The organism is Ruegeria sp. CDSB013 (assembly GCF_059611165.1).
Genome location: NZ_JBXWPA010000001.1, coordinates 141,747 through 167,859, shown reverse-complemented (window position 1 = coordinate 167,859; position 26,113 = coordinate 141,747). Strand labels below are relative to the sequence as shown.

Genomic DNA, 26,113 nt, shown 5'->3' with positions numbered 1-26,113 from the left:
AAGCGTTATGAATAAGGGAAAATGGTACCGCCTGCTGGATTCGAACCGGCGACCTCTGGATCCACAATCCAGCGCTCTAACCAACTGAGCTAAGGCGGCACTCGTGAGGGGCGATGTACCGAACACGCGCAGGGAATGCAAGAGAATTAAAGACGAATTTCCCAGCTTTGTTCGACAAGATCACAGCCAAAGGAATGAACCTTTTTGCTGCCGGTTAATTGCCATCCGGAAGCCCTGTAAAGTGCACAAGCTGCCCGATGGCTTTCATGGGTCCATAAGGCCATATCACGATAACCGGAATCGCGGGCGAACCCCATGCATGTGTTGAGCATGCGTTTACCCAAGCCCTGTCCACGGGCCTCTGGCATCAACAGAAACAACCTCAATTTTGCGGTGTGGTCGTTCAGCGCGACACAAAAGATACTGCCAAGGCGCACGCCATCCCGCACCGCGATCCAGCCCTTCTCACGTGTTGGATCGTGTGATGCCATGAAATCCGCCAGAATCCTTTCAACCAGTGGCGCGAATGTGTCATCAAACCCCTCGTTCCGCTGATAGAGGCAGCCGTGCTGTTCTACCAACCAGGGCGCATCATCTGGCCGGAATGGTCTGATCAGAATATCATTCATACCTTACCTGACCTCAAAGGCGGCTTGATTCTCAACCCTTTGCGCGCTAGCAGGAACGCTCAGTCCCGGAGGCGCAAATGGGCATTAACACCGAACGTGACATTCAGGCGAACCTTCAGATCGGCCCGACCGACCATGGCATGGTGCGCCTGTTCATCGAGGCCGACGGCGTCGAAATTCCAATGGACTTCGAACCTGAAGAAGCGGAAGAAATCGCTGACGAAATCCTCGCCGCTGTGCAAGCTGCCCGGATCGTAAAAGACTGACAGTTCAAATTCTTGGATCACGCAATGCCTGCAATCTGCGGGCTGTGTCTGTTGCAAACTTCTGAATCATCTTCTTGCGCCGCGCTGGCGCCAGCTTATCTTCCGGTGCCATTCGGATGATTTCGGCGTCATAGGCATCTGCGATGATCAGACCGGTCTCTACTGGCAACAAGTCTGTCGGGAAATCGGTGTCCACCGCCCAGAAAAAGCGATCACACCAATCCAGATACCCCTGCCATTTAGAATCCGTCAGATAATCTGCGCGGCTGGATTTGCACTCGATCACCCACAGTTCCCCCTTGGGACCCAATCCCATGACGTCGACTCGCAGACCGCGGGTGGGGACAAATTCCTCAACAGATACAAAGCCATGCGCCAATAAATGGCGCGAAACCCCACGGGCCAGTTTTTGTCCGGGCTGTAAATCCAGTGTCATTCCCGAAATGTGAACAATTCGTGAACAAAAATCAAGCGCCTGAAAGACTCTTGACGTGATACCATTTGGTATCCCATAAACTACAATACCAAATGGTATCACTATTGAGGTGACGAATGCAGACGCAAATTCAAAACGCGTTCCGCGCCCTTGCGGACCCGACCCGACGGGAGATCGTCCAGATCCTTGCCTCTGGCGACATGACGATCGCGCAGCTGACCGATCAGTTCGATATGACCCGTGCAGCGGTCAAAAAGCACCTGACCGTTCTTTCCGATGGCGGCCTCATCACCGTCGAGGCACGTGGACGTGAGCGCATTAACCGGCTGGAGCCGAATGGAATGGCCCCCATCCTCGACTGGTTCAGCTATTTTGACCAGTTCTGGGATGATCGCCTGAATAATCTGAAGGAAGCTATTGAAAGGAATAAAAAATGACGAATGCAGTTCTGCAAAAACAGATTTTCCTGAGGGCCACGCCGGAAACCGTATGGGCCTATTTGACCGAACCCGCCCGCTTGGCAGAGTGGTTTCACAAACCAGAGCGTCCGTTGGCCACCGGTCAGAAACTTGAGATGTTCGGGACTACCAGTGGCGATCTTCTGATCTGGGGTGAGGTACGCGCTGCCCGTCCGCCCGAATATCTGGAATATACATTCACCATCAAACCCATGGGAGACGCTGTTAGTGTCGTAAAATGGACGCTGGACCCTGTACCGGGCGGTACCCGGCTGGGCTTGGTTCACGAAAGGCTGCCGCAAGGCGCAGAGGCATTTGGCCTGATCCTTGCACTCGATGACGGTTGGGACGAACATTTGGGCAAGATGCGCAATGCGCTGCACGAAACTGTTGACGCCTGACCCCTTGTGCAAACCCGCCGCAACCCCTACTTAGGCCCGTGGCGGGTTCTGCCCTTCTTGTGATTGGTAGCATTCTGGTGGCCTTAAGCAATTCCGAGGGGGCTGGCTCTGTTCAGGTCCTGGCCTGATTACCTGGCGCCCACCTGTACATACAGGTCCTCGGGAATCACACCGCACGGTTGACTGGCGGTCCCGCCACATAAACTTATCTCTCGCCCGGTCTGGGAGAGTCTTCATTTTCCGAAATAGGTTGGCTCAGCCCTTGTCCACCGCAACGCGGGCGGGTTCGAACTTGGCCGCAACGGGTGTACCGCGCCTGGGGCCTGTTGGCTTTTCCGCCAAGCTCATGATCGCGTAGGCGAACTGAACACCGGCGAACACGATGCCGTTCATGAACCAGATCATTGCCAGAGCGATCAACCCGATCTCGGATCCGAAAATCAGGCCGCGCAAGTTGGCCACGTTCAGGGCCAGCAGCACCCCGACAAACAGGGCCGAGATGACAAATCCCCATGCAACTTGCGTGATGTAAAGGCGGATCAGTTTGGGCACGACAAAGCTCCTTGTCTGATACCGTGATGATAGCGCATGGTCGTGCTGAGTAAACCGCGGCCTCAACGGGTGCGACACTATATTCGGAGTCTCTATGAATGCCCTCAGCCTGTTCACGCTTGATCTTCTCGAAGAGCTGTCATTGCGCCATGATGATCAGGAACGTTGGGAGTTCACGTTAGACCGTCTGAATGAGATCGGGTTTAACGCCCTGAACATGCTTTGCTTCACACCCGAGACTGGCGCCATTCATTGGGTTCGAAGTTCAATGTCCAAAGGTTGGCTGAACCGCTATGACAGCCAAGGTTACGCCGAAGCAGATCCGATGCTGGCGCAGGTTCAAAATGGCAAGGAAAGCCTCTACGTGCAGGCCGCAAGCCTCCGGTCTGCGGACGGCCATTCCTCCAAGGCGCTGGGTCTGAACCACGATCTGGAAAAGGCCGGATATATTCACCTTTACTCTCTGGTGGTTCCCTGCCCCGACAACGAGGCCAAGCTGGTGGTTCTGTCATCGGACCGACCGGACGCCCAGGTTCAGATGACTGAACGGCAGCGCGAAATGCGTGTCCTGGCAACCGTGCTGGCCACCAATCTGGGATCGGATATCCCCAGCAATCACGGTCGTGTGTACGACATCACAAGCATTGCTCCAACCGCTCCGGACCTGACGCCACGAGAGCTGCAGGTCCTGAACCTTTTGGCTCTTGGGCACCGAAACGATAGAATCGCCGAACTTTTGAACCTCTCGGAAGTTACGGTACGAACCCATTTGAAGAATGCGCGCGAAAAATTGAGAGCCCCGACCCGAGAATCCGCACTGGTCCGTGCGATGCAACTTGGCCTGATCAATCCGCCGGGCTATCGGAATCGATAGGTGGCACGCCGGCTACGTTCCGGTAAAATGTTGGTGTCTTTGGAAAAAACTGTGAGTGGTGGAGGCCGAAGACTTGTTTGAACAAGTGTATTTTTAGATTTCAGGCGCAGCGCTTTGTGTGGCTGCGCCTTATTCAACTGGACTAAGGCTTAACTCAAAACGCCTCTGGCTGTGCTTCGCGGGCCATGTGATCCAAAACTGCGTTGACGAATTTCGGTTCTTTACCTTCCGGGAAGAACGCGCGCGCCACATCAACGAACTCGGTGATGACGACCTTTGGTGGCGTATCGCCTTGGGTCAGTTCGGCCCCGGCTGCACGGAAGGTGGCGCGCAGGGTCGGGTCGATGCGCGCGATCGGCCATTTGGCGACCAAAGCGCGGTCGGTCATCTGGTCAATCGGCGCCTGATAATTCACCGCGTCTTCAACCAACTTGCGGAACACGCGGATATCGCCGTCCAGCATTTCCTCACCCTCATAGACAGCGCCAAACCGATGATCCAAAAACTCGTTCACGACTGCTTCCGTCGTTTGGCCCGATTGCTCCATCTGGAACAGCGCCTGCACGGCATAAAGCCGGGCGGCGGATTTCATCAGGCGTTTCTGGTTGGCCGGTTTCGGCGCGTCTGTCTGGGTCATGCTGTTGTGGGTCCGTTGTTGTCGCCCGCCACAAGGATGGACTCGGACGGCGGCTTGAACCCGACGCCCTTTTTGGAAGAGCCCCACTTACGGCTGAGTGCGATCAGATGCAAGGCCGCAGCGGCCGCACCACCGCCTTTATTCATCTTTTCGGGATTTGCGCGTACTTCGGCCTGATCGTCATTCTCGACCGTCAGGATGCCGTTGCCGATGCACACGCCTTGCAGGCCCATCAACTGGATCGCTCGGCTGGAATCGTTGCACACCGTTTCATAATGCGTGGTTTCACCCCGGATGACACAGCCTAGCGCCACGTAGCCATCATAGTTGCACTGGCGATCCGCCATGGCGATGGCGGTCGGGATTTCCAGCGCGCCCGGAACCTCAACAACTTCGCAGGTGCCGCCAGCGGCTTCGATCTCGGCCTTTGCACCAGAAACCAGATTGTCGGCAATGGCGCGATAGAACGGGGCCACCACGATCAAAAGTTTCACAGGCTTGTCGAATGTCGGCGTTGGCAGTACGCCGTGTTTGTCTTGTTCAGCCACGATCAATCATCCTTGAGAATGGAACGGGTTCCGACGATGGAGATTCCAAACGCGTCGAGACCCAGATATTTCGTTTCCGGTGTATCGGTCAGCAGCACCAGTTCCTGGATGCCCAGTTTGGACAAGATCTGCGCCCCAAGACCTGTTTGTTTGATGGTGCGCGGGCCTTCGTCATCGGTTGCGTAAAGCGCATTGCGCGGTTCACGAAACAGGCAAACTACGCCACGTCCTTCGGCGGCGATCTTTTCCATAGCACGCGGCAGTTCCTGTGGCGATTTCGGCCCCAGGCCCAGAACATCAGGCGCTTCATGCAGTGCATGGGTTCGGGTCAAAACCGGCTCGGGCGTGGTGATGTCACCCTTGATCATGACGACGTGTTCGATGCCATGTGTCTGATCCGTGAACAGGCGCATTTCCCATTCGCCGCCATATTCAGACGCCACCGTCCTGCGCGAGGTTTCGACAACCAGATTGTCGTTGCGCGAGCGATATGTGATCAGGTCGCTGATCGTGCCGATCTTCATGTCATGTTCTTTGGCGAACGCGACCAGATCAGGTAGGCGCGCCATGGTGCCGTCGGGCTTCATGATCTCGCAGATCACCCCCGATGGGTTCAACCCGGCCAGCCGAGAGATATCGACCGCCGCCTCTGTATGACCGGCGCGCACCAGCACCCCGCCCCTCTTGGCGCGCAGCGGAAAGATATGGCCTGGTGTCGCGATGTGCGCCATCGTATTTTGCTCGTTGATCGCCGTTTCAACGGTCAGAGCGCGATCTGCTGCCGAGATGCCGGTTGACACGCCTTCGCGCGCCTCGATGGACACGGTGAATGCGGTTTCGTGACGGGATGAGTTGTTCACGGCCATCATCGGCAGGCCAAGGGCTTCGACGCGCTCCGCCGTCATCGGCAGGCAGATCAGCCCGCGCCCATGGGTGGCCATAAAGTTGATCGCCTCGGCATCCGCAAACTCGGCCGCAATGACCAGATCACCCTCGTTCTCGCGATCTTCATGATCGACCAGAATATACATCCGGCCCTTGCGCGCCTCTTCGATGATATCTTCGATCGGACTGATCGCGTCGCGCAGCAGGGCCTCGACGGGACCGGGGGTTTCAAAGCTCATGGGGCAGCCTTTCACAAGAGCGTGTCTGGACGGCTGGATAGACCACCAAGCACTCAAATACCAGAGCGCTTGCTGCTACACTCCGCCGAAACGCGACGTCTCAACCTGTGGTTCAGGACATCTCAGCCAAGCGGGCGACGTAGCGGGCCAGGGTGTCGATCTCAAGGTTTACCTGATCTCCGACCGAGACATCGCCCCAGGTCGTCACTTCTTTGGTGTGGGGGATGAAATTGATCCCGAAATCGCAGCCGTCCACATCATTGACCGTCAACGATGTGCCATTCAGCGCAACCGATCCCTTTGGCGCTATAAAGCGGGCCAATTCCTTGGGCGCACGCAACGTTACACGGGTGCTGTCGCCTTCGTTCTGCAGGGCAACAACTTCGGCCACGCCGTCGATATGGCCGGAAACGATGTGCCCCCCCAGTTCGTCCCCAACCTTGAGGGCGCGTTCAAGGTTCACGCGTTTGCCAACTTGCCATGTGTTGAGATTGGTTTTCGACACCGTCTCGGCGCTGATCTGCACGTCGTACCAATCATCCCCAAGGGCGATCACGGTCAGACAGACGCCGTCACTGGCGATGGATGCGCCAATATCGATACCCGCAGTGTCATAGCCGGTTTTGATCCGGGCGCGCAGATCCCCTTGCTGGTCCAACTCGGTAACAATTCCGATATCGGTGACGATCCCTGTGAACATTGCTTTCACCCTTAGCTTATAACCTGTGCGTATGTGTAACCGCCGAGGTAAGCCCAAGAAACGCTGCGGGCAAGCCCTGCCTTGCCCGGATTGATGTATACAGGCATAATTTTGGTACCAAACGATAAAGAGCAGACCAGGATGCATCCACTCGCCTCGCGCTCGCATCGCCGTGTATTCCTGTTTTTGCAGGGACCGCATGGCCCTTTCTTTAGCGCACTGGCACGCGCTTTGCGCGCCGCCGGGGCTGATGTTTTGCGCGTGGGGTTTAATGCGGGCGATCAGGCGTTCTGGTTTGACCGCAGCACCTACATCCCGTTTTTGGACAATTCCGAGCAATGGCCCGAAACCCTTAGGGAACTGATCCGGTCACAGTCGGTCACAGATATCGTCCTATACGGCGACACCCGTCCGGTTCATGCCAATGCTGTGGATATTGCGCGCGAAATGGGAGTGACTGTCCATGTTTTCGAAGAGGGGTATCTGCGCCCGTGGTGGGTCACTTACGAACGGAACGGATCAAATGGACACTCACGACTGATGTCTTTGGACGTCGCGCAGATGCAGGATGCGCTTGACCAGTCCGAGGCGCCGGTTCCACCACCACCATCCCATTGGGGCGATATGCGGCAACACATATTCTACGGCGCGCTTTATCACTGGTTTGTCCTGTTCCTGAACCGGAGGTACTCCAACTTCAAGACGCACCGGGAATTGCCCGTTTCAAAAGAGTTTCGCCTGTACTTCAAACGACTTGCACTGATGCCTTTCCACAGGATTAGGCGTCGCTGGGCCACCATGCGCGTTCGGCAAAACGGTGCACCCTATCACTTGGCCCTGTTGCAACTGGGTCATGACAGTTCGGTGCAGGCCCATTCAGACTATACCTGCATGTCGGATTTTCTGGAGCATGTCATATCAGGTTTCGCCAAAGGCGCTCCGGCCCATCACCTTCTGGTTCTGAAGGAACATCCGCTCGAAAACCACCGCGAGCCGCTGCGCCGCAGGGCGCGCGAAATAGCCCGCGCGCACCAAGTGGCGGATCGCGTGCACTACGTTCCCGGCGGCAAACTGGCCGGATTGCTGGATGACGCGAACACAGCCGTGACGATCAATTCCACAGCCGGTCAACAAGTTCTGTGGCGCGGAATCCCGTTGCGCAGTTTTGGAAAGTCCGTCTACGACAAACCCGAGTTTGTCTCGCAACAACCCATTGCCCAGTTCTTTGCCGACCCGGACGTACCAGACCACGAATCCTACCAAGCTTACCGGAAATTTCTATTGAAAACCAGTCAGTTACCCGGCGGCTTTTATTCGCTGCGTGGGCGACGGCAACTGCTGCGCCGCGCCGCCGACATGCTGCTGCAGGCGCATGACCCCTATCAGTCCGTTCTGTCCGACAACGAGGCGTCGACGCCACAGTTGAAACTCGTCGATTAAGCCGGGTTGGTTGGTGCTGGATGTTGGACCCCGAACAAGCTAACTTGACGCAAACAAAAGACGACTGAGGATAATCGGCAGTGCAGTGCTTTCCAATTCGCTGGGTGCGAGGGGCCGCCCTTGTGGCTGTATGTGGCGTGCTGGCCGCGTGCCAGCTCCCTAAATCTGGCCCCAACAAGTCCGAGATTTTGGCGGGTTCAGTTGAAAATGGTGGCAATGCCTTTGTCGTCGAGGTGGATGACAGGGTCGCACGAGCGACATCCAAAATCCCCCAATTCGGTTTCTCGTCTTCCTTCACCAGCGCGCAAAGCCTGACGGCGGATACCGTTCGCCCTGGAGACGTGTTGGGATTGACGATCTGGGAAAACGTCGATGATGGCCTGCTGTCAGGTGACGTCGGTTCTGCCACATCACTCAATGAAGTTCAGGTAGACGCCGATGGCTTCATCTTTGTGCCCTATGCAGGACGTGTGCGCGCCGCTGGAAACACGCCCGAGCAACTCCGTCAAATAATTACTGGAAAATTGCAGGACCAGACTCCTGACCCCCAAGTCGAAGTCCGCCGGGCTGCGGGAGATGGTGCGACCGTTTCACTAACAGGAAGCATTGGGTCGGCGGGGATCTATCCAATTGAACTTCCTACTCGTACCCTCTCAGGCATGCTGTCACGTGCAGGTGGCGTATCCGTTGGTTCCGACATAGCGGTTGTGACGCTACTCAGGGGCAACCAAAAAGGGACGGTGTGGTACGACGACCTGTTCAGCAACCCAAAGCTGGATGTCGCTCTGCGCGGCGGCGATCGCATTCTGGTTGAAGCCGACAGCCGGTCGTACATTGCGCTTGGCGCAACTGGTGGCCAATCCCGGGTTGCGTTTGACACCCAGGACCTTTCGGCGCTTGAAGCATTGGCGCAGGTTGGCGGATTGCTGCCCCTATCCTCGGACCCTACCGGCATATTCGTGTTGCGAAAGGAACGTCAGGATATCGCACGCTCGGTGATGGGCCGTCCGGACCTGCAGGGCGATCAGCGTATGATTTACCTGCTGAACCTGACGGCACCAAACGGTCTGTTCATTGCACGGGATTTCGTCATTCGCGATGATGACACTATTTACGTGACCGAAGCACCATATGCGCAGTGGACCAAGTCTATTTCCCTGATCTCCGGTGGCCTTACACCCCTGGCCAATGTCGCCACGCTGACAGGCAACTGATGTCGCCTGAAACAACAGCCGGGTCTGAACGTACCCGGCTGCTTGTCTACAATGGTGGTTTCCTGACATCCCGCCGAATTCGCCGAATATTGTCCCTGTCCGGTTACGACATCCGGATTGGCCTGCCAAAAGGCGGTGATGCCGTCGGGGTTTGGGGCAATAGCCCGACGGCCCATCGCGGCCTTGCTGTCGCGGATCGGCACAATGCCCCGGTGCTGCGCGTTGAAGATGCCTTTCTTCGGTCTTTGCATCCAGGTCGCAGCGGAGAGCCGCCTCTTGGCCTGTTGCTTGATCGATCCGGCTTACATTTCGATGCGGCTCAGACGTCCGATCTGGAAACGCTGTTGGCCACCGATCCTTTGGACGACACCGCCCTGCTGAACCGCGCACGGGGCGGGATTGAACGGATGCGCGACCTGCATCTCAGCAAGTACTCGGCCTTTGATCTGACCGCTCCGCCCCCTGACCCCGGCTACGTACTGGTGGTTGATCAGGTCCGCGACGACGCGGCTGTGACGGCCAGCGCCGGGGATGAGGCCCGGTTTCGCGAAATGCTGGTCATGGCGCAGGAAGAGAATCCCGGCGCCAAAGTTCTGATCAAGACACATCCCGACACCATCGCCGGGCATCGTTCAGGTTATTTCTCCACCGCTGACCAATCCGATCGCGTCTCGGTCATCAGCACACCGGTCAGCCCGTGGTCTTTGTTGGAAGGTGCGGTTGGCGTTTACACCCTATCCTCACAGATGGGGTTCGAGGCAATTTTGGCCGGGCATAAACCGCGTGTTTTCGGCCAGCCCTTCTATGCAGGCTGGGGGCTGACGCAGGATGAAGCACACCTGCCACGCCGCCAACGCAACCTGACGCGCGCGCAATTGTTTGCTGCAGCGATGATCCTCTATCCAACCTGGTACGATCCATACCGGGACCAGCTGTGCGAGTTGGAAACCGTTCTGGACACGCTTGAGGCGAGAACCCGCGCCTGGCGGCAGGATCACAAGGGATGGACCGCCTCGGGTATGCGCCTGTGGAAACGCAAACACCTGCAACGGATGTTTGGGCGCGAGAAAACGGTCCGCTTCACTGACGATCAACCAGCGCAGTCAGATCGTCCTCATATGGTCTGGGCAAGTAAAGCCAAGGGCACGGAAAGTGCCGTCAGGGTAGAAGATGGATTTCTGCGCTCGCGCGGGCTGGGCGCAGATCTTGTTCCGCCCCTGTCATTGGCAACGGACAATCAGGGGATTTACTACGACCCGACGCATCCCAGCCAACTGGAAGGGTTTATTGCCGCCCGGGAAACTCTGCGGCCAGATCAGGAATTGCGTGTCGAAAGGTTGATCGCTCAAATCGTGTCCGCCCAAATCACCAAGTACAACACGGGGGTCGGCGCACCGGATTTGCCAGTTGGGCATCGCATACTGGTGCCCGGTCAGGTCGAAGACGATGCTTCGATCCAGTTGGGCACCAGCACTGTTCGCACAAATACCGATCTGTTGCGCGTCGTTCGCGAGGCTAACCCAAACGCCATTCTGGTCTACAAACCGCACCCCGATGTCGAAGCGGGCCTGCGCGATGGGGCAATCGAGGCCGCAGACCTCGCCGATGTCATCGCCACCCATTGCGACCCGGCAGCTCTGCTGCCGCAGGTCCAAGAAGTCTGGACCATGACCTCATTGCTGGGGTTTGAGGCTTTGATGCGCGGTGTCGGTGTTACCACCCTGGGCGCGCCTTTCTATGCGGGTTGGGGGCTGACAAACGATTTGGGAACCGTCCCAGTCCGCAGGGGCGCTCGACCACCGGTTTTAGGTTTGGTCCACGCGGCGCTGATCGACTATCCCCGGTACTTGGACCCTGTGACAGGTGAGCCCTGTCCCGTAGAAGTTGCGGTTGAACGGCTGTCACAAGGTGCTGCACCCGCAGGCGGTCCACTGCTTCGAGTTCTATCAAAACTACAAGGCGCATTCGCGACCCATGCACATATCTGGCGTCGTTAACGCAGCGCCCGCGCCCAACGGTGCATGATGTCCGGCCCGATGACCTGGGTCTCGATCAACTCAAAACGCGAGGCATTGTCCAACTTGTCCAGCCCCAGCGTGCCGATGGCTGACAACCCTTCGACACCGATCGCAAGCCCGGCGGTGAACCCGACCAATTCATCGACCATATCCGCGGCAAGTAACGACGCGGCCAAAGCCGCTCCGCCCTCGCAGAACACGCGGGTCAGACCTGCTTTACCCAACTGCTGCAACAAGTCCGCTGCATCGATCTGGTGGTCGTCCAGCGCGCAGGGCAGCAAGCGCGCGCCCAGCCCTTCCCACGCGCGGGCACGCTCGGCATCCGGGGATGGGCCATGACATAGCCAAACGGGTATCTCAGCAGCCGTGCGCGCCAGCTGCCCCAATAAGGGAATGTCCAAATGGCGCGAGACCACAATTCGCACAGGCTGAGCGTCGACCCCAATATCCCGAACGGTCAGGGATGGGTCATCGGCGCGCGCGGTTCCCGCCCCGACCATCACCGCATCATGACGCGCACGCATGGCATGCACCGCACGCCGCGCCTTTGGGCCGGTGATCCATTGGCTATGCCCCGTCGCGGTGGCAATGCGCCCGTCAAAACTGCTGGCCAGTTTCAGGGTGACGAAAGGGCGCCCCTGTTCGGTTTTCAGGAAGAACCCCGCAAGATCCTGGGCTGCTTGGTCGGCCAGAACACCGGTGACAACTTCGATCCCCGCCTCGCGCAGCATGGCAAAGCCCTGCCCCGCAACACGCGGATCGCTGTCTTCGATGGCCGCGACAACACGGGCCACACCGGCAGCGATCAGGGCCTCGGCGCATGGGGGTGTTTTGCCGTGGTGGGCGCAGGGTTCAAGCGTGACATAGGCCGTTGCACCCCGCGCCGCGTCTCCGGCTTGAGCCAGCGCTTGGGGTTCGGCGTGTGGGCGGCCACCCGGCTGGGTCCAGCCGCGCCCCATAATGCGCTCATCACGTACGATCACGCAACCGACGGCTGGGTTTGGCCAGCACGTTCCTTGACCGCGCCGCCCCAAAGACAGGGCAAGCGCCATATATCGCTTATCTGTTTCGCTCACTCGTCCGTCGAAGGCTGCGGCGGGCGCAGTTCGTGGACAAACTCCTCGAAGTCATCGGCCGCCTGGAAATTCTTGTATACGCTCGCAAAGCGAACATAGGCGACGGTGTCGATCCGCGCCAGAGCTTCCATGACGATCTCGCCAATTTTGCTGGACGGGATGTCGGTCTCACCCATGCTTTCCAGACGACGCACAATTCCAGAAATCATCTGGTCAATACGTTCCGGATCAATCGGGCGTTTCTGCATCGAAATGCGGATCGAACGCTCCAACTTGTCCCGATCGAAGTCTTCGCGTTTGCCGTTGGTTTTGATCACCACCAGGTCGCGCAACTGGACACGTTCGTAAGTCGTAAAACGTCCGCCGCAAGCAGGGCAGAACCGGCGTCTGCGGATCGCGACGTGATCCTCTGCCGGGCGTGAATCTTTGACTTGAGTATCGATATTTCCGCAAAACGGGCAGCGCATCCACCGTCTCCTCGTCCCTGGTTCCGCCTCTTTTTGTAAGCACTACGACCTACTTATCCACAACTATAGGGTAGCCGCTAGGATTTGGGTAGTCGGAAATTTCCACCGCAACATAAAGGGGTCAGGCGAAGTGCGCAGCGACCTTTCGCACATGCGCTGCGGTGCGGTGTTCAAACAAGTAAATGCCCTGCCAAGTTCCCAGCACCGGTTGCCCCGCGGACACGGGAACAGAAAGCGAAACAGGCAAGAGAGCCGCCTTAATATGGGCGGGCATGTCGTCTGGGCCTTCGTAGGTATGGCGCAGATAGGCCATAGCGGGGTTGTCGGACGGCGGCACCAAACGTTCAAAAAATGCGTGCAGATCTGTTTGCACCTCAGGATCAGCATTTTCCTGAATGGTCAGCGAACAGGACGTATGTCGTACGAAAAGCGTAAGTAATCCATCGCCTGAGACCGAGTTAAGCCAGTTGCGCACGTCCCGGGTAAATTCGTACAACCCTGGTCCGTTCGTCGAAATAATAAACTCGGTCTGCATATGGCGATCAGTCCTCGATCAGTCGCGGAACGGGCGGATGTTGCAACGTCCGTTTGCCCCCTGAACCGACATGCTTTCGCCAGCCTTAAAGCCGACCGAGATCGAGCTGCTTTGCTGGGCAACGTTTGTAGGTTGCTGCAGCGAGAATTGAACGGCTGTGCGGCGACCCGTCGCTTCGCTGGGGCCATAGCCGCGCCAGACGTAAATTCGCTGCTGCCAACCGGCACCCAAAGTTCGACGCGCATAGTCCGCAGCCGCGCACCAATACCCATCCACATCCTGTCGTGCCCGCGGGATCACTTCGAACACAGTGTTGTTGACTGAAACCGTCTGATACCCGTTTCGTGCGGCCGAAGCCGATGACACTGGCACGGTCAGCAAGATCGCGGCGGAAACCGCCAAAGTCATAACCTTTTTCATAATCATACTCTCATTCGCTTCGAGGTAATTTTTCAAATAGTATACATTCTTACCGGGCAAAGCTGGTTCACAATCATTTCAGTTCAGGCTGGCCAGCGCGTGATCGTACGTAAGCCAGCCCTTGTACCGGATCAAGTCCCCGACAAAGGGCATTCGGGCCGCAACATCAAACCGGAATCGTCCGTCATCATCCTGCCATTCCGCGGTCTTTGATTGCGGCAGAAGCACCTTTGGGAAAGGTACTCGCAGCAGGCTGAGGCGCAGGATCTGGATCTCTAACCGCTCGTTCGCAACAACCGGTTTCAGCCAAACGCAAACCTGTCCAAACTGCTCGCGGACGCATCCCATGTCCTGGTCCAAAGTCAGCTGCGATCGGGTGATGTGACCATCGAAATCGCGCGTCCAGATCCAAGCGCTCCCTTCTTTCTCGACGCCGAGCCGCACCGGGATATCGTCGCACCCAAACGGCATACCGGCAAAGCGCAACGCGAGTTTGGCCAGCCATCCCCTGCCCGGCGTGACCGAACATCGCCCGGAATAAAACCCGCCCGTACTATGCAATGCCTGCAACGCTTTGGGCAGGCTTGTTCCCATCGGCAACGTTTGCAAAAAAGGATCAGGCTGCACTCAGAACCCCTCGGGCAGGAAACGAGCCCGCAGAGCTTTGTCCGGGACCATGCAGGTCGGTGAACGCCCAAAGATGGCATACCGGTTTCTGGCGATCGCGTAGTACAGGGGGTCTTTGATGATACTTGGAAGGTATTTGCAGATCGAAAGAGCACGCCAGAACCCTGGCAGCTTGTGAATCGCGGCAGCGAAAGCATCCAACCGTTGATGCACCACGCCATCGGTCACAACGAGATTGGTTTCAAAATCCCGGGTCGGCAGTCCAAGTTCTTTGTATAGCCTTTGTCCCAAAGGCGATTGCGCGGTGGCAAATTTGAACTGTTGCACTTTATCCCGCGCGACGATGAAACGAAAGAAGCCCGAACACAGAACGCATTCGCCGTCAAAGACGATGAAATCCTGACCATCTGCCGCATCGGTTCCCAGTGTGGTCATATCAGTTACGCCCGCTAACCCAATTTGACGCACATTCCCACCACTGCGCCTTTCCGGCAATGCGACACTGGGCCATCTTTGCGAATTGATATGTGTCGGGGAGCCTCGGGTCATCTGCGCGACAAGTTTCCTGGGCTCTGGCCTCATCCCCACAAGGCCTAACCCGACAGCACGCGGAAAATACGCTTGATGGTCACTGTAGTCTTGCGAAGTTCAGCCATTGTCATTTGAATAGGTGACAACACTGTCACCAGCGGCCGGAACTTCGGCTGTGATAAGAAACATGCTGCTAACTCGGGTTTGAACATGGACGTCGATATTGCGCGCATTCAAGTGTTGTCCAAAACGTTGGATCAACGGGCAAAAGATCCTTCGATTGGTGACCGCGTTCTGGCCAAATCCGGTTTGAGCCGCAGCGATATTGCGCCACCTGCAACAGCCTATAGCGCGCACAAAGAGGCGTTGTTTGTCCGCTACGCCTGCGACGCGCTGAATGACATCACCTTTTCGGCCAGTGCTGGGCTTGGCTTCAGGTCATCCTCCAGCCTGACGGCGTATATCAGTAAATACTCGCGTGATCTGAAGCAGGTGATCGAAAACTCGTCGCGATTTCACGGGATGATAGACCCGGCGCTATACTTCAGTCTGCGCGTTTCTGGAAATTTTGCTTCAATCGAAGCCGACTGGAAGGATGCCAGTTTTGCCCGATATCACCGTCGTACCGAATTTTTGATTTTCGCGGCCCTCGCCCGCATTCGCTCGTTAACGCAGACAAGTTTCTTTCCTATCGAAATCCGCTTTCAGCACGAGGTCGGCGAAGCCAGAAAAGAGTTTCAGAAACTAGCGGGCTTTCCTGTGTCCTTTGGTGCAGAACGGTTGGAATTAATACTGACGCTGTCTTCATTGGATCTGCCGGTGCCGACATATGACCCCTCTCTGCGCGAGCATCTTCTGTCATATGGCGACAGGGTTCAGGCCGAAAATGACCAGCCTGCGCAAAAACTTAGGGCGCAAGTTGAGGGGCTTATCACCCGGTCGATGCCCGGCGCGATTATTCAAGCGGACGACGCAGCCTCGAACCTTGGGATGAGCCCGCGCACCTTTGCCAGACGGTTGAATGACGAAGGCACAAGCTATCGTGAGATTGTCGAAGACCTGAGATGTGATCTGGCGCAGACTTTTATCACCAACGGGATGCCCTTATCGGAAATCGCCTATTCGCTGGGTTATGCGGATCAACCTGCGTTTTCTACGGCTTTCAAACGCTGGACCGGTCAGGCACCCAGCACGTTCCGCACTCGGTTGGAACCGTAACACGGAAAGGGTGGCCGGGGGTCGTCAGCGGCACAGCCTCGCCCCGGCCTGTCCCATGAGTGGACAAGTCAGAAATAGGGGCCGCAACGTCGCTTGCCTTGTGAGTTCTCGCCAATTTGAGGTTTGAACCGGTCACCGTGATCATCGCGTGAACGGATAAGAAAAAGGCGCCTCGGTTGAGGCGCCTTTTCGATTACTGATCCAGGAACGACCGCAGTTTGCGCGATCGGCTAGGATGTTTGAGTTTGCGCAGCGCTTTCGCCTCGATCTGGCGAATACGCTCGCGGGTCACGCTGAACTGTTGACCAACCTCTTCCAGAGTGTGGTCGGTATTCATACCGATGCCAAAACGCATCCGCAGAACACGTTCCTCACGCGGCGTGAGCGAGGCCAGAACCCGTGTAGTCGTTTCCTTGAGGTTTTCCTGAATGGCGCTGTCCAAAGGCAGCACGGCATTCTTATCCTCGATGAAATCGCCCAGTTGGCTGTCTTCCTCGTCGCCAATCGGCGTTTCAAGGCTGATCGGTTCCTTGGCGATCTTCATCACCTTGCGAACCTTCTCAAGCGGCATCTGCAGCTTTTCGGCCAGTTCTTCCGGCGTCGGCTCACGTCCGATTTCGTGCAGCATCTGACGACCGGTCCGGACCAGCTTGTTGATCGTTTCGATCATGTGAACCGGGATACGGATCGTACGGGCCTGATCCGCGATGGAACGCGTGATCGCCTGACGGATCCACCAGGTCGCGTAGGTCGAGAACTTGTACCCGCGACGGTATTCGAACTTGTCGACTGCCTTCATCAGGCCGATATTGCCTTCCTGAATAAGATCAAGGAATTGCAGGCCACGGTTCGTGTACTTTTTGGCAATCGAGATCACCAGACGCAGGTTGGCTTCGACCATTTCCTTCTTGGCCTGACGCGCCTCTTTTTCACCCTTTTGAACTTGCTGCACGATACGGCGGAATTCAGGGATATCCAGACCGACATACTGACCGACCTGAGCCATATCGTTGCGCAGTTCCTCGACCTTGGCGGTCGAACGTTCGATGAACATCTGCCAACCTCGGCCCGGCTTTTCTGCCATCTCGGTCAGCCAGTTCGGGTCCAGTTCGCGTCCACGATAGGCGTCGATAAACTCACGACGGTTGATGCGCGCCTGATCCGCCAGTTTCACCATCGAGCTGTCCAAAGACATGATGCGACGGTTAATGCCGTACAGCTGGTCAATCAGCGCTTCGATACGGTTGTTATGCAGATGCAGACCGTTCACCAATTCGACGATCTCAGACCGCAGCTGTTGATAGGTCGCCTCTTGTTTTTCCGAGAACGTGTCGTCTTCGTTCAGGGTCGCCGAGATCCGGCTATCCTGCATTTCCGAAAGCATCGAGAAGTCGGTCGAGATCCGTTCCAGCGTGGTAAGAACCTGATCTTTCAGCGCGGCTTCCATCGCTGCCAACGACATGTTGGCCTGCTCGTCGTCGTCATCGTCGTCGTCGTTGTTCAGCGGGTTGCCGTCGGCGTCCAGCTCGGGGCCGGTATCCTTGGCGGGTTTCGCCGCCTGAACCGCAGACGTGTCGACAACCGGCTCTTCAACATCCCCGTCTTCGTCTAATTGGTTGCCAAACGTGGCCTCCAGATCAATGACGTCGCGCAACAGAATGTCTTCGGACAACAATTCGTCGTGCCAGATGGTGATCGCCTGGAAGGTCAGCGGGCTTTCGCACAGACCGGCAATCATGGTGTTGCGACCGGCTTCGATCCGCTTGGCGATGGCAATCTCGCCTTCGCGGCTCAGCAGTTCGACGCTGCCCATCTCGCGCAAATACATGCGGACCGGGTCATCTGTGCGATCCAGCTTTTCAGCACCAGCACCCGCCAGCGCAACCTCTCGGTTGCTTTCTGCAGCAACCAGTTCGGTCGAGCCTTTGTTCTCTTCTTCCTCGGCCTCTTCATCTTCGATGATGTTGATGCCCATCTCGGACAGCATCGACATAACGTCTTCGATCTGTTCCGAGCTGACCTGATCAGGCGGCAGAACCTGATTGAGCTGGTCGTAGGTGATGTAACCTTTCTCGCGGGCCTCGGCGATCATTTTCTTGACGTTGGCCTGGCTCATGTCCAGCGAGATTTCCTGTTCCTGCTCGTCGGATTTGCGGTCTTCGTTTGTATCCTTGGCGGCCATTCAATGCTCCTGCAGGGATGGGTGATTCGTTTGTACCGAATCATTAGCGCGTAGAAGTGATTCGGCCACCCGTTTACCCGTTTTTCTTTTCCAGTGCCTTACGAAAACACCACTTTAGCGACGTTTCCGTTCAAAATTGATGCCAGACATGATCGCCTGAAACGCGTCTTTCTCGTCGCGGTTGATTCGTGCGCCGTTATCGGCGATGTCAAAAACCGCTCTATCCTCGTTCTGACTGCGGCTTGTGCGGTTACGCTCTTCGGCGGCTTGGGCCAGCCGGTATGTCAGCGCTTCATCAGCCAGATCAGACAGTTCCTCTGCAGCTTCGGCAATCTCGGCATCCAATCCCCGGAGCGCTTTGATTTTCGCGAGTTCCTCGGCCAGAGTCATCTCGGCCTTTTCGACGTCGCCTGGTTTGAACACACAAGGGATTACTGCGACATGGCGAAGGGCCAGCAGGTTTTCAAGGATTTCGCCGCCCAAAGTTTCAAAAATGTGGTCTTTCAGATGCTCTGGGTCGTCGATCGCATGTCGAAGGATGGCGGCGCGCAAGGCGGCATGATCGGGATCGTGGCACTCCATCTCTTCAAGTTGATGTTCGAATTGGACCACAACAGTGGGGTTCAGGATGGCGATTGCCAGAATCGCAGCCTCGCGCATCTGGATATCCGCAGTTTCTGAAGACGCCAGAAAAGATGAGCGCGCACCGGGGGTTGCTGGCTGTTTCGGAGGTTGCCACTTGCCGCGTGGCTGCCATTGGCGATTTTGCGGCTGACGTTGCGGGCGGAACAATTGCCAGCGCAGGTCTTTGATCTCTTGCCCGTAATGCGCCCGGATCGAGGGGTCGCGGATCAGTTTGATCTTGTCCCTCAGCGACTTATCCAACGCAGCTTTGCGTTCCGGGCTGTCGAACACCTTGCCCTCTGTCTCACGCTGCCACAGCAGCTTGACCATCGGAATCGCGCCTTCAAGCACTGTTTTCACGGCTGCCGGTCCCTCGGCCCGTAGTAAATCATCGGGATCCTTGCCCTCGGGCATCAGGGCAAAGCGCAGAGATTTCCCGGCCTCTAACAGTGGCAACGCCAGATCAACGGCCCGCATCGCGGCACGCAGGCCGGCCGTGTCGCCATCCAACGCGATGATCGGCTCATCCGAGATGCGCCACAGGAGCTGCAACTGATGTTCGGTGATCGCCGTGCCCAATGGGGCGACCGACGCCCCGAATCCGGCTTCGGCCAGTGCGATCACATCCATGTACCCTTCGGCCACGATCAGAGGTTGCCCTTTGCCTGCGCCCTGACGCGCAGGGCCGTGGTTATAAAGACTGCGCCCCTTGTCGAACAATTCCGTTTCGGGAGAGTTCAGGTATTTCGCATTGTCATTGGGGTCCAATGCCCGACCGCCAAACGCGATGCACCGCCCGCGCGGATCGCGGATAGGGTACATGATCCGGTTGCGGAACGTATCATAAGGCTTTTTGCCCTTGTTTGAAGGTTTGGCCAGCCCTGCCCCAAGGATCAGGTCCTCGGCCACATTCTTTCCGCGCAGGTGATCCCACAAACCTTGCCAGCCATCAGGCGCAAACCCGATCTCCCACCGGTCCAACGCCTGTGCATCCAATCCTCGACGCGTCAGGTAGTCTCGCGCCGCGCCCCCTGCCCCGGTCTTGAGTTGCAAGCGGAAGAATTGCGCGGCCTGCTCCATGACGTCGGCCAGTTGCGACCGGCGATCTTTTTTTTCCTGTGCCTTTGGATCACGTGCGGGCATCGGCATGCCCGCCTCACGTGCTAGAATCTCCACCGCTTCGATGAACGAGACGTTCTCGGTCTCTTTCACAAAGCTGATCGCATCGCCTTTGGCGTGACAACCAAAGCAGTAATAAAACCCCTTTTGGTCATCTACGTGGAAGGACGCGGTCTTTTCGTGGTGAAACGGGCATGGCGCCCACATGTCCCCCTTGCCTTGATTGGACTTGCGCTGATCCCACATGACTTTGCGCCCGACGACCTGAGACAGGCTTAGGCGGGTGCGCAGTTCATCCAGAAATCCGGGGGGCAGTGACATGGGTCAAACCTGACAGAAACAAGAACGCGCGCCAAGGGTATGACGCGCGTTTGTCCACAGGGAAATGATGGGGCTGTGGATTATTGCTGCAAACACAGCTCAAGCCAGGCGGCGCCCAGATCCTTTTTGCGCACGTCGCGCATCTTTTGTTCGTAGACCCAAGGCGCGATCAACGGGATGGCAGCATTGTAATTTTCGGGCCAAGTCGGGCTGGTTTCGGCAACTGCCTGGGGCACGTTGCGCTCTTTTACACGGTCCAGCCGTGCCTTCTGGATCGCCGCAACAACGTCTGCCTGATATTTGCAGCTTTGCTCTTTGGTCTCTTCCGCAGCTAATGGGGTAGCCAGCAAAGCGGCTGCAATGGCGATACGCAACATAGAAAACTCCGGTAATCGATTCTGTCGCTGCAGCTTACCTGTCGCAGGCACGGCCCGCCATTACCGTTTTCGGCGTATCTGCCGGGGTTGAGGCCGCCAGCCCTTATCGTAGGGGCAGCCTGACAAAGCCAGGCTGCCCCTGATTTCAAACCATCATAGCCCTTTAGCGCGATAGCTTTTGGACACACGGTCGATGGCCACAATATAGGCCGCCGTCCGCAGATCCTCGACATCATCACGGCTGTGCCAGACTTCGCGCATGGATTGATAGGCAATGCGCATCGTGTCATCGAGGCCCGAGCGCACCAGTTCCAACTCGTCCGCACCGCGAAGGTACTTGGCCTTAAAGTCCGGCGACATCGACCAGGCATCGCCTAGGTAACGATCCAGCCGCTCCAGTTCGCTGACGATCAACTCATGCCGCGCCTCTTCTTGACGGCGCTGCATACGGCCAAAGCGAATATGGCTGAGGTTCTTGACCCATTCGAAATAGGAAACCGTCACACCACCCGCGTTTGCGTACATGTCCGGAATGATCACCGTGCCCTTCTTGCGCAGAATCTCATCCGCACCGGCAGTCACCGGGCCATTCGCAGCCTCAATGATCAAAGGCGCTTTGATCCGGTCTGCATTAGACAGGTTGATAACCGCTTCCAGAGCAGCCGGGATGAGGATATCGCATTCTTCTTCAAGAACTGCACCACCCTCGGCCGAGTGCGTCGCATCTGGATAGTCACTGACACCGCCATGCTTGACGATCCACTGGCGTACGGATTCCACGTCGATCCCGTCGGGATTATACAGCGCACCATCCCATTCGATGATGCCGACAATTCTGGATCCGTCCTCCTCGCTCAGGAACTTTGCGGCGTGATAGCCCACATTGCCCAGTCCCTGAACAATGATACGTTTCCCATCCAGCTTGCCGGACAACCCTGCCTTTTGCATGTCTTCCGGGTGGCGGAAGAACTCTCGCAGAGCGTATTGGATGCCACGGCCCGTTGCTTCGACCCGGCCGGCGATGCCGCCCGCATTCAGCGGTTTACCGGTCACACAGGCGCGCGCATTGATGTCCGTCGTGTTCATCCGGGCGTATTGGTCCGCCATCCACGCCATCTCACGCTCACCCGTTCCCATGTCGGGAGCGGGAACGTTTTGCGAGGGGTTGATCAGATCGCGCTTGGCCAGCTCATAGGCAAAGCGGCGGGTGATCTGCTCCAACTCGTGCTCTTCGTATTTACGGGGATCGATGCACAATCCCCCTTTGGATCCGCCAAAGGGTGTTTCGACCAGAGCACATTTGTAAGTCATCAGAGCGGCAAGCGCCTCGACCTCGTCCTGGTTCACAGCAAGGGCGTAACGAATACCGCCCTTTACAGGCTCCATATGCTCGGAATGAACCGAGCGGTAGCCGGTGAAAGTATGAATATCGCCGCGCAGGCGGACGCCGAACCGAACGGTGTAGGTGGCGTTGCAGACACGGATCTTTTCCTCAAGCCCCGGCGGCAGGTCCATAAGGGACGCCGCCCTGTTAAACATCAAATCTACACTTTCGCGAAAGCTTGGTTCATTAATGGCCGTCATGTAATCCTCCGTGCCGACGAACGACGAGCGTTCTGACGTTTTGTCGCACCCATTGGCTAAACGATCAATAATTAAGCAACAATAAAACTCGAAATCGTCATTAAGGCGCTCAGACCGGGCTGAGTCGCGCGTTGGGCTCAACACCTGAGAAATTGTCGCTCGCCCGAAAACAGAGGCGATAAAGTCGTTCAATTATCTACGGTTCCAGCCCAAAGTTGCCATAACTCTGGCGCTTCCGCCCAATTCACGCCACGATTCGCCGTTAGTTTTCATACGTTAACTTTTCCTTAGCAGCGTCGGATATCTGCTCAGCGAGGTCGGCTAGATGAAAATGCGCGTATTTAAGTGCAACGCCAAGAATTATAGGAACGCAGCCGCTGCTGCTCGTCGTTTTTCACGCGACGAGGACGGTGGCGTATTCACGATCTTTGTGGTTGTTGGGTTTTTGCTCATATTTGCGACGGCAGGTATCGGCGTTGACATTATGAATTTTGAGCGTGACCGAGCGAGCCTTCAAGGAACTCTGGACCGTGCGGTTCTTGCAGCGGCCAACGTCAAACAAAAACTCGCCCCAAAAGATGTAGTCATTTCTTACATTGAGAAATCCGACGTCCGCGGCGATCTTACCGAAGAACCTATCGTTTTTGATGATCCGACCATCGGATCAAGAAAAGTTACCGCAAACGCTAAAGTCGACGTCCCTACACACTTCATGTGGTTTTTTGGGTATCCCACACTGACAGCTTCGGTAACAAGCGTCGCTGAAGAGGCCATTGGGTCGCTCGAAATCGCGTTGGTTCTGGATATTTCCGGCTCTATGGGCGATCCATCCGCAACGGCGGGTAAAACAAAGATACAGGCGCTTCGAGAGGCCGCCGTACAATTCGTGGATACGATCTATCTTGGCGAAGACCCGGACAAGATTTCTATCTCGATCATACCCTACAACAACCAGGTGAACGCTGGCGCGAACCTTCTGGACAACATGCCGGGTGTTACGACGGAACACAGTTATTCCCATTGCGTGGATTTCAAGGACACTTCAATCGAAGACCAATTCAAAGAATCTTGGATTGATCCGAACAAAACACTCAATCGGACGGCCCATTTCGACCCCTTTGGCAAAAGTGACCGATATAATCGAGAAGCCCCCACCTCTTCAGTCTGCACTACCCGAGCCGGCAGTTCCATCACGCCGGTAACCAATATCGTCACTGACCTGCACAAACAGATAAACGCCATGACTGCGGGCGGAAACACGTCGATTGATATCGGAGTCAAATGGGGTGCCGCGCTGCTGGATCCCCAATTCCAGCCGGTCATCAGCAGACTGTCAACGCAGAACGCCGACCCGAATGTCGTAGTTGATCCGGAAACGGGAAAAGACGCGGATGGAAACATTCCCCCCAAAGTCGTTCCACCGACTTTTAGCAACCGCCCACTGGCATATGAATCTAATGTCAAAAAGATCATGATTGTCATGACAGACGGACAGAACACCAGCAATTGGATTTTGGACGAGGACTTGCGCGATGGATTGTCGGATGTTTGGTACAATCCCAGCACAAGTTATGAAAGGGAATATAGGAACTGTCGCGAGTATTACGACTGGGGCGCCGGATTATGGATTAAATACGACTGCACCAGAACGCTTACCCGCTCCGGTGAGTACAGTGTTCAAATCTCGGAAAACCCACCTGAGTATTTATATACCCGACGCGGAACAAGAGGGCACTCGGAACCCTTCAATGAAGAGGGTGAATCCGTCCGACTGACCTACCCGGAACTGTGGAATCGTGTGAACTTGGACTGGAACGCCGAGTATAACTATGCATTCGAATACCAGCGCACTCGAGACTGGTACAATAATGCCTTCACAACGATTGGTAGCGGAACCAAAAACACTAGGGTGAGTGATATTTGCGGTGCGATCAAGGCTAAGAACGTTGATGTCTATGGCATTGCATTCGAGGCACCGGAAGCAGGTGCCACGGTCATCGATAACTGTTCTAGCGGCGACGGCTTCTTTTTCAAAGTCAACGACGGCGGCGGCCTGGGCGACGATAACCTCTCGCTTTCACAAGTTTTTGACTCCATTGCCGTTTCAATCAAACAACTGAGACTGACGCAATGATCCGCAAAGCTCTGGGAAAAGTGATCAGGTTCAAACGAACTGAGGACGGTTCGTTGACCGTCGAGTTCGCCATACTGTTCCCTTTGTACATATTCTTCATTCTAGGCGTCATCGAATACTCGTTGGTCACGATTCAGAAAGCGATGCTGGATCGCTCTATGGATCTGGTCGTGCGCGACATTCGACTTGGGATCAATTTGCCGGATACTGAGCACGATACAATCAAGAATGCCATCTGCGACCATATGGTTGTTATGCACGCATGCTCTGACAACCTGCTATTGGAGATGATTGTTCAGAATCCGCGTGGCGTTTTGGATTTTCCGGTCGAGCCCACCTGCGTTGACAGAGCGGAAGAGGTTCAACCTGTTACCGTGTTCCAAAACGGCGGATCCAACGCACTGATGATCATGCGCGCCTGTGCAAAGGTCGATCCAGTATTTCCCACGACGGCAATGGGGCGAGCTCTGTCAGGCGAAGATGGTCTGGTCACTCTTACGTCGACGACGACCTTTGTTCAGGAGCCTTAAAATGACGCGTATTGCTTCACGTATCCGTCACTCGCTTGGCACTTTTGCGAGCAACGAAAACGGCAACCTGTCCGTGGAGACGGCTATTATTTTACCTCTCCTCGTATGGACTGTTACACTTACATATACGTACTTTGATGGTTTTCGCGAAAACACCGCCAACCTAAAAGCTGCGTACACAGTAAGTGACTTGATTTCACGCGAAGGTGAGGATGCAATTACCGATAACTATGCGGAATCTATGTATTTGGTATACAACCGTATGGTGACCGACAATTCACCGCTAAAAATGCGTTTGTCGGTAATCCAGTACATCGCTGCAGATGTAGATGCGGGTACAGAAGAGCGCTATAGAATTGAGTGGTCGACAACTTGCGGGTTCGAGGGCAATTGGACCAATGACAACCTCGACCCTTTGGTTGAATTGCTTCCGGAAATGGCGGATTTGGACACTATGATCATTGTCGAAACGTCGAAAGACTACGTTCCATTGCTGAACACCACTTGGCTGGACAGAGATCACACATTCAATAACTTTGTTTTCACGCGTCCGCGTTTTGTTCCAATCGTCAAGGGGAACGTTTCTGATCACTTCTGTCAGCAGGATGTAGAGCCAGTGGGTGTAGCACCTGTATCATGAATTTTGTTTCGGCGGCTGTGGTCAGGCCGCCGATGCCAACACGGCGCCCCAATCGCCACCACAGTCCCGGTGCCCAGCTGTTTCCTGCGCTTTCCGTAGTCTTCAACAAAAATCCATTTGACGGCTTGAACGCAAACACCCCCTGATCGATCGACTCGATATCTTCGACACGCGCAATCACCTGCCCTGAACCGGTCCGCAATTCAGTCTCGGTCAGCTCGATCCAGTCACTGGTGGCTTGCCACATGCGATAGGCCAGCCAGAACGCCGCCACACCAACGACAAGTAAAAAGACCAGCCAGGCCGGTTCCGGTGGCGTGGTCAAAGCGACATAGATGACCAGCACACCCACGGTCGACAGCATCCCCACCCCTATCCAACGTCTGGATGATGAAGGTCGGACCGTGGCCAGAATTTCTTGTTGCATTGAC

Annotated in this window: 29 protein-coding genes and 1 tRNA gene; 11 read left to right on the top strand and 19 right to left on the bottom strand. The window is 56.2% G+C overall.

Annotation, left to right across the window (positions count from 1 at the left end; all coding sequences use genetic code 11):
• Positions 1-22: 22 nt before the first annotated feature.
• Positions 23-99 (bottom strand) — tRNA-His (locus tag AC2FJF_RS00875).
• A gap of 47 nt (positions 100-146) precedes the next feature.
• Positions 147-629, bottom strand: a complete 483-nt coding sequence (locus AC2FJF_RS00870; protein ID WP_496722115.1) for a GNAT family N-acetyltransferase — start codon at positions 627-629, stop codon at positions 147-149.
• 77 nt (positions 630-706) lie between these two features.
• On the opposite strand from AC2FJF_RS00870, the gene AC2FJF_RS00865 reads away from it, so the two are divergent.
• Positions 707-895, top strand: a complete 189-nt coding sequence (locus AC2FJF_RS00865) for a DUF6324 family protein (RefSeq protein ID WP_058274816.1) — start codon at positions 707-709, stop codon at positions 893-895.
• Between the two features lie 4 nt (positions 896-899).
• Here the strand turns inward: AC2FJF_RS00865 and AC2FJF_RS00860 are convergent, their stop codons facing one another.
• Positions 900-1,331: an MmcB family DNA repair protein gene (locus AC2FJF_RS00860; protein ID WP_496722113.1), complete on the bottom strand. Its 432-nt coding sequence runs from the start codon at positions 1,329-1,331 to the stop codon at positions 900-902.
• Between the two features lie 116 nt (positions 1,332-1,447).
• On the opposite strand from AC2FJF_RS00860, the gene AC2FJF_RS00855 reads away from it, so the two are divergent.
• Positions 1,448-1,768, top strand: coding sequence for an ArsR/SmtB family transcription factor (locus AC2FJF_RS00855; RefSeq protein WP_108858970.1), 321 nt, complete (start codon positions 1,448-1,450; stop codon positions 1,766-1,768).
• Entirely contained in the window at positions 1,765-2,190 is a 426-nt protein-coding gene (locus AC2FJF_RS00850; RefSeq protein WP_496722110.1) for an SRPBCC family protein, read from the top strand. Before AC2FJF_RS00855 ends, AC2FJF_RS00850 begins: the two co-directional genes overlap by 4 nt.
• 255 nt (positions 2,191-2,445) lie before the next feature.
• On the opposite strand, the gene AC2FJF_RS00845 is transcribed toward AC2FJF_RS00850, so the two are convergent.
• Entirely contained in the window at positions 2,446-2,742 is a 297-nt protein-coding gene (locus tag AC2FJF_RS00845) for a hypothetical protein (RefSeq protein ID WP_496722108.1), read from the bottom strand.
• A 94-nt stretch (positions 2,743-2,836) separates the two neighbouring features.
• On the opposite strand from AC2FJF_RS00845, the gene AC2FJF_RS00840 reads away from it, so the two are divergent.
• On the top strand, positions 2,837-3,616 hold the full coding sequence (locus AC2FJF_RS00840; protein WP_496722106.1) for a helix-turn-helix transcriptional regulator: 780 nt from the start codon (positions 2,837-2,839) through the stop codon (positions 3,614-3,616).
• 154 nt (positions 3,617-3,770) lie between these two features.
• On the opposite strand, the gene nusB is transcribed toward AC2FJF_RS00840, so the two are convergent.
• The 4 genes from nusB to AC2FJF_RS00820 form a co-directional block, all read right to left on the bottom strand.
• On the bottom strand, positions 3,771-4,253 hold the full coding sequence (gene nusB / locus AC2FJF_RS00835; protein WP_058274810.1) for a transcription antitermination factor NusB: 483 nt from the start codon (positions 4,251-4,253) through the stop codon (positions 3,771-3,773).
• Complete coding sequence (locus AC2FJF_RS00830; RefSeq protein ID WP_496722104.1) at positions 4,250-4,801, bottom strand: 6,7-dimethyl-8-ribityllumazine synthase; 552 nt, start codon at positions 4,799-4,801, stop codon at positions 4,250-4,252. Before AC2FJF_RS00830 ends, nusB begins: the two co-directional genes overlap by 4 nt.
• Positions 4,802-4,803: 2 nt before the next feature.
• Complete coding sequence (gene ribB / locus AC2FJF_RS00825; RefSeq protein WP_496722102.1) at positions 4,804-5,925, bottom strand: 3,4-dihydroxy-2-butanone-4-phosphate synthase; 1,122 nt, start codon at positions 5,923-5,925, stop codon at positions 4,804-4,806.
• 112 nt (positions 5,926-6,037) lie between these two features.
• A complete protein-coding gene (locus tag AC2FJF_RS00820) occupies positions 6,038-6,625 on the bottom strand; it encodes a riboflavin synthase (RefSeq protein ID WP_496722100.1) in 588 nt (195 codons plus the stop codon).
• Positions 6,626-6,766: 141 nt separating this feature from the next.
• Here AC2FJF_RS00820 and AC2FJF_RS00815 point away from each other — a divergent pair, with 141 nt between their 5' ends.
• The 3 genes from AC2FJF_RS00815 to AC2FJF_RS00805 all read left to right on the top strand — a co-directional run bounded on the left by AC2FJF_RS00815 (position 6,767) and on the right by AC2FJF_RS00805 (position 11,276).
• A complete protein-coding gene (locus AC2FJF_RS00815) occupies positions 6,767-8,065 on the top strand; it encodes a capsule polysaccharide biogenesis protein (protein ID WP_496722098.1) in 1,299 nt (432 codons plus the stop codon).
• A gap of 80 nt (positions 8,066-8,145) precedes the next feature.
• Positions 8,146-9,279, top strand: coding sequence for a polysaccharide biosynthesis/export family protein (locus tag AC2FJF_RS00810; protein ID WP_496722096.1), 1,134 nt, complete (start codon positions 8,146-8,148; stop codon positions 9,277-9,279).
• Positions 9,279-11,276, top strand: coding sequence for a capsule polysaccharide biogenesis protein (locus AC2FJF_RS00805; protein WP_496722093.1), 1,998 nt, complete (start codon positions 9,279-9,281; stop codon positions 11,274-11,276). Before AC2FJF_RS00810 ends, AC2FJF_RS00805 begins: the two co-directional genes overlap by 1 nt.
• On the opposite strand, the gene ribD is transcribed toward AC2FJF_RS00805, so the two are convergent.
• The 6 genes from ribD to AC2FJF_RS00775 form a co-directional block, all read right to left on the bottom strand.
• The gene (ribD, locus tag AC2FJF_RS00800) at positions 11,273-12,373 is read right to left on the bottom strand and encodes a bifunctional diaminohydroxyphosphoribosylaminopyrimidine deaminase/5-amino-6-(5-phosphoribosylamino)uracil reductase RibD (protein WP_496722091.1); all 1,101 of its coding nucleotides are present in this window, start codon (positions 12,371-12,373) and stop codon (positions 11,273-11,275) included. The genes AC2FJF_RS00805 and ribD overlap by 4 nt on opposite strands.
• Entirely contained in the window at positions 12,370-12,840 is a 471-nt protein-coding gene (gene nrdR, locus AC2FJF_RS00795; protein WP_037307671.1) for a transcriptional regulator NrdR, read from the bottom strand. Before nrdR ends, ribD begins: the two co-directional genes overlap by 4 nt.
• A 121-nt stretch (positions 12,841-12,961) precedes the next feature.
• Complete coding sequence (locus AC2FJF_RS00790) at positions 12,962-13,375, bottom strand: secondary thiamine-phosphate synthase enzyme YjbQ (RefSeq protein ID WP_496722089.1); 414 nt, start codon at positions 13,373-13,375, stop codon at positions 12,962-12,964.
• Positions 13,376-13,393: 18 nt separating this feature from the next.
• Complete coding sequence (locus tag AC2FJF_RS00785) at positions 13,394-13,795, bottom strand: hypothetical protein (protein ID WP_496722087.1); 402 nt, start codon at positions 13,793-13,795, stop codon at positions 13,394-13,396.
• A 78-nt stretch (positions 13,796-13,873) separates the two neighbouring features.
• Entirely contained in the window at positions 13,874-14,389 is a 516-nt protein-coding gene (locus tag AC2FJF_RS00780) for a DUF4166 domain-containing protein (protein WP_496722085.1), read from the bottom strand.
• A 33-nt stretch (positions 14,390-14,422) separates the two neighbouring features.
• Positions 14,423-14,857, bottom strand: a complete 435-nt coding sequence (locus AC2FJF_RS00775) for a thiol-disulfide oxidoreductase DCC family protein (RefSeq protein ID WP_496722083.1) — start codon at positions 14,855-14,857, stop codon at positions 14,423-14,425.
• Positions 14,858-15,163: 306 nt separating this feature from the next.
• Between AC2FJF_RS00775 and AC2FJF_RS00770 the strand changes: the two genes are divergently transcribed.
• Positions 15,164-16,171, top strand: a complete 1,008-nt coding sequence (locus AC2FJF_RS00770; RefSeq protein WP_496722081.1) for a helix-turn-helix domain-containing protein — start codon at positions 15,164-15,166, stop codon at positions 16,169-16,171.
• A 193-nt stretch (positions 16,172-16,364) separates the two neighbouring features.
• Here the strand turns inward: AC2FJF_RS00770 and rpoD are convergent, their stop codons facing one another.
• From rpoD to AC2FJF_RS00750, 4 genes are all read right to left on the bottom strand, one after another.
• On the bottom strand, positions 16,365-18,353 hold the full coding sequence (gene rpoD / locus AC2FJF_RS00765; protein WP_058277324.1) for an RNA polymerase sigma factor RpoD: 1,989 nt from the start codon (positions 18,351-18,353) through the stop codon (positions 16,365-16,367).
• A gap of 114 nt (positions 18,354-18,467) precedes the next feature.
• Positions 18,468-20,417, bottom strand: a complete 1,950-nt coding sequence (gene dnaG / locus AC2FJF_RS00760) for a DNA primase (protein WP_496722079.1) — start codon at positions 20,415-20,417, stop codon at positions 18,468-18,470.
• Between the two features lie 80 nt (positions 20,418-20,497).
• Positions 20,498-20,794: a hypothetical protein gene (locus tag AC2FJF_RS00755; RefSeq protein WP_496722077.1), complete on the bottom strand. Its 297-nt coding sequence runs from the start codon at positions 20,792-20,794 to the stop codon at positions 20,498-20,500.
• 153 nt (positions 20,795-20,947) lie between these two features.
• Positions 20,948-22,378: a Glu/Leu/Phe/Val family dehydrogenase gene (locus tag AC2FJF_RS00750; RefSeq protein ID WP_496704433.1), complete on the bottom strand. Its 1,431-nt coding sequence runs from the start codon at positions 22,376-22,378 to the stop codon at positions 20,948-20,950.
• A gap of 325 nt (positions 22,379-22,703) precedes the next feature.
• Between AC2FJF_RS00750 and AC2FJF_RS00745 the strand changes: the two genes are divergently transcribed.
• The 3 genes from AC2FJF_RS00745 to AC2FJF_RS00735 are packed head-to-tail and all read left to right on the top strand — an operon-like array spanning position 22,704 to position 25,682.
• Positions 22,704-24,512, top strand: coding sequence for a Tad domain-containing protein (locus tag AC2FJF_RS00745; protein WP_496722074.1), 1,809 nt, complete (start codon positions 22,704-22,706; stop codon positions 24,510-24,512).
• Positions 24,509-25,042, top strand: a complete 534-nt coding sequence (locus tag AC2FJF_RS00740; RefSeq protein WP_496722072.1) for a TadE/TadG family type IV pilus assembly protein — start codon at positions 24,509-24,511, stop codon at positions 25,040-25,042. The genes AC2FJF_RS00745 and AC2FJF_RS00740 overlap by 4 nt, the downstream gene beginning before the upstream one ends.
• A 1-nt stretch (position 25,043) precedes the next feature.
• The gene (locus AC2FJF_RS00735) at positions 25,044-25,682 is read left to right on the top strand and encodes a TadE/TadG family type IV pilus assembly protein (protein ID WP_496722070.1); all 639 of its coding nucleotides are present in this window, start codon (positions 25,044-25,046) and stop codon (positions 25,680-25,682) included.
• On the opposite strand, the gene AC2FJF_RS00730 is transcribed toward AC2FJF_RS00735, so the two are convergent.
• Complete coding sequence (locus AC2FJF_RS00730; protein ID WP_496722068.1) at positions 25,612-26,109, bottom strand: hypothetical protein; 498 nt, start codon at positions 26,107-26,109, stop codon at positions 25,612-25,614. The two genes, AC2FJF_RS00735 and AC2FJF_RS00730, sit on opposite strands and share 71 nt — an antisense overlap.
• Positions 26,110-26,113 lie beyond the last annotated feature (4 nt).

Excerpts from the sequence above, each read along its gene's own strand:
- AC2FJF_RS00870 (WP_496722115.1), bottom strand. The coding sequence starts at position 629 with ATGAATGATATTCTGATCAGACCATTCCGGCCAGATGATGCGCCCTGG.
- AC2FJF_RS00865 (WP_058274816.1), top strand. The coding sequence starts at position 707 with ATGGGCATTAACACCGAACGTGACATTCAGGCGAACCTTCAGATCGGC.
- AC2FJF_RS00860 (WP_496722113.1), bottom strand. The coding sequence starts at position 1,331 with ATGACACTGGATTTACAGCCCGGACAAAAACTGGCCCGTGGGGTTTCG.
- AC2FJF_RS00855 (WP_108858970.1), top strand. The coding sequence starts at position 1,448 with ATGCAGACGCAAATTCAAAACGCGTTCCGCGCCCTTGCGGACCCGACC.
- AC2FJF_RS00850 (WP_496722110.1), top strand. The coding sequence starts at position 1,765 with ATGACGAATGCAGTTCTGCAAAAACAGATTTTCCTGAGGGCCACGCCG.
- AC2FJF_RS00840 (WP_496722106.1), top strand. The coding sequence starts at position 2,837 with ATGAATGCCCTCAGCCTGTTCACGCTTGATCTTCTCGAAGAGCTGTCA.
- nusB (WP_058274810.1), bottom strand. The coding sequence starts at position 4,253 with ATGACCCAGACAGACGCGCCGAAACCGGCCAACCAGAAACGCCTGATG.
- ribB (WP_496722102.1), bottom strand. The coding sequence starts at position 5,925 with ATGAGCTTTGAAACCCCCGGTCCCGTCGAGGCCCTGCTGCGCGACGCG.
- AC2FJF_RS00820 (WP_496722100.1), bottom strand. The coding sequence starts at position 6,625 with ATGTTCACAGGGATCGTCACCGATATCGGAATTGTTACCGAGTTGGAC.
- AC2FJF_RS00815 (WP_496722098.1), top strand. The coding sequence starts at position 6,767 with ATGCATCCACTCGCCTCGCGCTCGCATCGCCGTGTATTCCTGTTTTTG.
- AC2FJF_RS00805 (WP_496722093.1), top strand. The coding sequence starts at position 9,279 with ATGTCGCCTGAAACAACAGCCGGGTCTGAACGTACCCGGCTGCTTGTC.
- nrdR (WP_037307671.1), bottom strand. The coding sequence starts at position 12,840 with ATGCGCTGCCCGTTTTGCGGAAATATCGATACTCAAGTCAAAGATTCA.
- AC2FJF_RS00790 (WP_496722089.1), bottom strand. The coding sequence starts at position 13,375 with ATGCAGACCGAGTTTATTATTTCGACGAACGGACCAGGGTTGTACGAA.
- AC2FJF_RS00785 (WP_496722087.1), bottom strand. The coding sequence starts at position 13,795 with ATGAAAAAGGTTATGACTTTGGCGGTTTCCGCCGCGATCTTGCTGACC.
- AC2FJF_RS00780 (WP_496722085.1), bottom strand. The coding sequence starts at position 14,389 with ATGGGAACAAGCCTGCCCAAAGCGTTGCAGGCATTGCATAGTACGGGC.
- AC2FJF_RS00775 (WP_496722083.1), bottom strand. The coding sequence starts at position 14,857 with ATGACCACACTGGGAACCGATGCGGCAGATGGTCAGGATTTCATCGTC.
- AC2FJF_RS00770 (WP_496722081.1), top strand. The coding sequence starts at position 15,164 with ATGGACGTCGATATTGCGCGCATTCAAGTGTTGTCCAAAACGTTGGAT.
- rpoD (WP_058277324.1), bottom strand. The coding sequence starts at position 18,353 with ATGGCCGCCAAGGATACAAACGAAGACCGCAAATCCGACGAGCAGGAA.
- dnaG (WP_496722079.1), bottom strand. The coding sequence starts at position 20,417 with ATGTCACTGCCCCCCGGATTTCTGGATGAACTGCGCACCCGCCTAAGC.
- AC2FJF_RS00755 (WP_496722077.1), bottom strand. The coding sequence starts at position 20,794 with ATGTTGCGTATCGCCATTGCAGCCGCTTTGCTGGCTACCCCATTAGCT.
- AC2FJF_RS00750 (WP_496704433.1), bottom strand. The coding sequence starts at position 22,378 with ATGACGGCCATTAATGAACCAAGCTTTCGCGAAAGTGTAGATTTGATG.
- AC2FJF_RS00745 (WP_496722074.1), top strand. The coding sequence starts at position 22,704 with ATGAAAATGCGCGTATTTAAGTGCAACGCCAAGAATTATAGGAACGCA.
- AC2FJF_RS00740 (WP_496722072.1), top strand. The coding sequence starts at position 24,509 with ATGATCCGCAAAGCTCTGGGAAAAGTGATCAGGTTCAAACGAACTGAG.
- AC2FJF_RS00735 (WP_496722070.1), top strand. The coding sequence starts at position 25,044 with ATGACGCGTATTGCTTCACGTATCCGTCACTCGCTTGGCACTTTTGCG.
- AC2FJF_RS00730 (WP_496722068.1), bottom strand. The coding sequence starts at position 26,109 with ATGCAACAAGAAATTCTGGCCACGGTCCGACCTTCATCATCCAGACGT.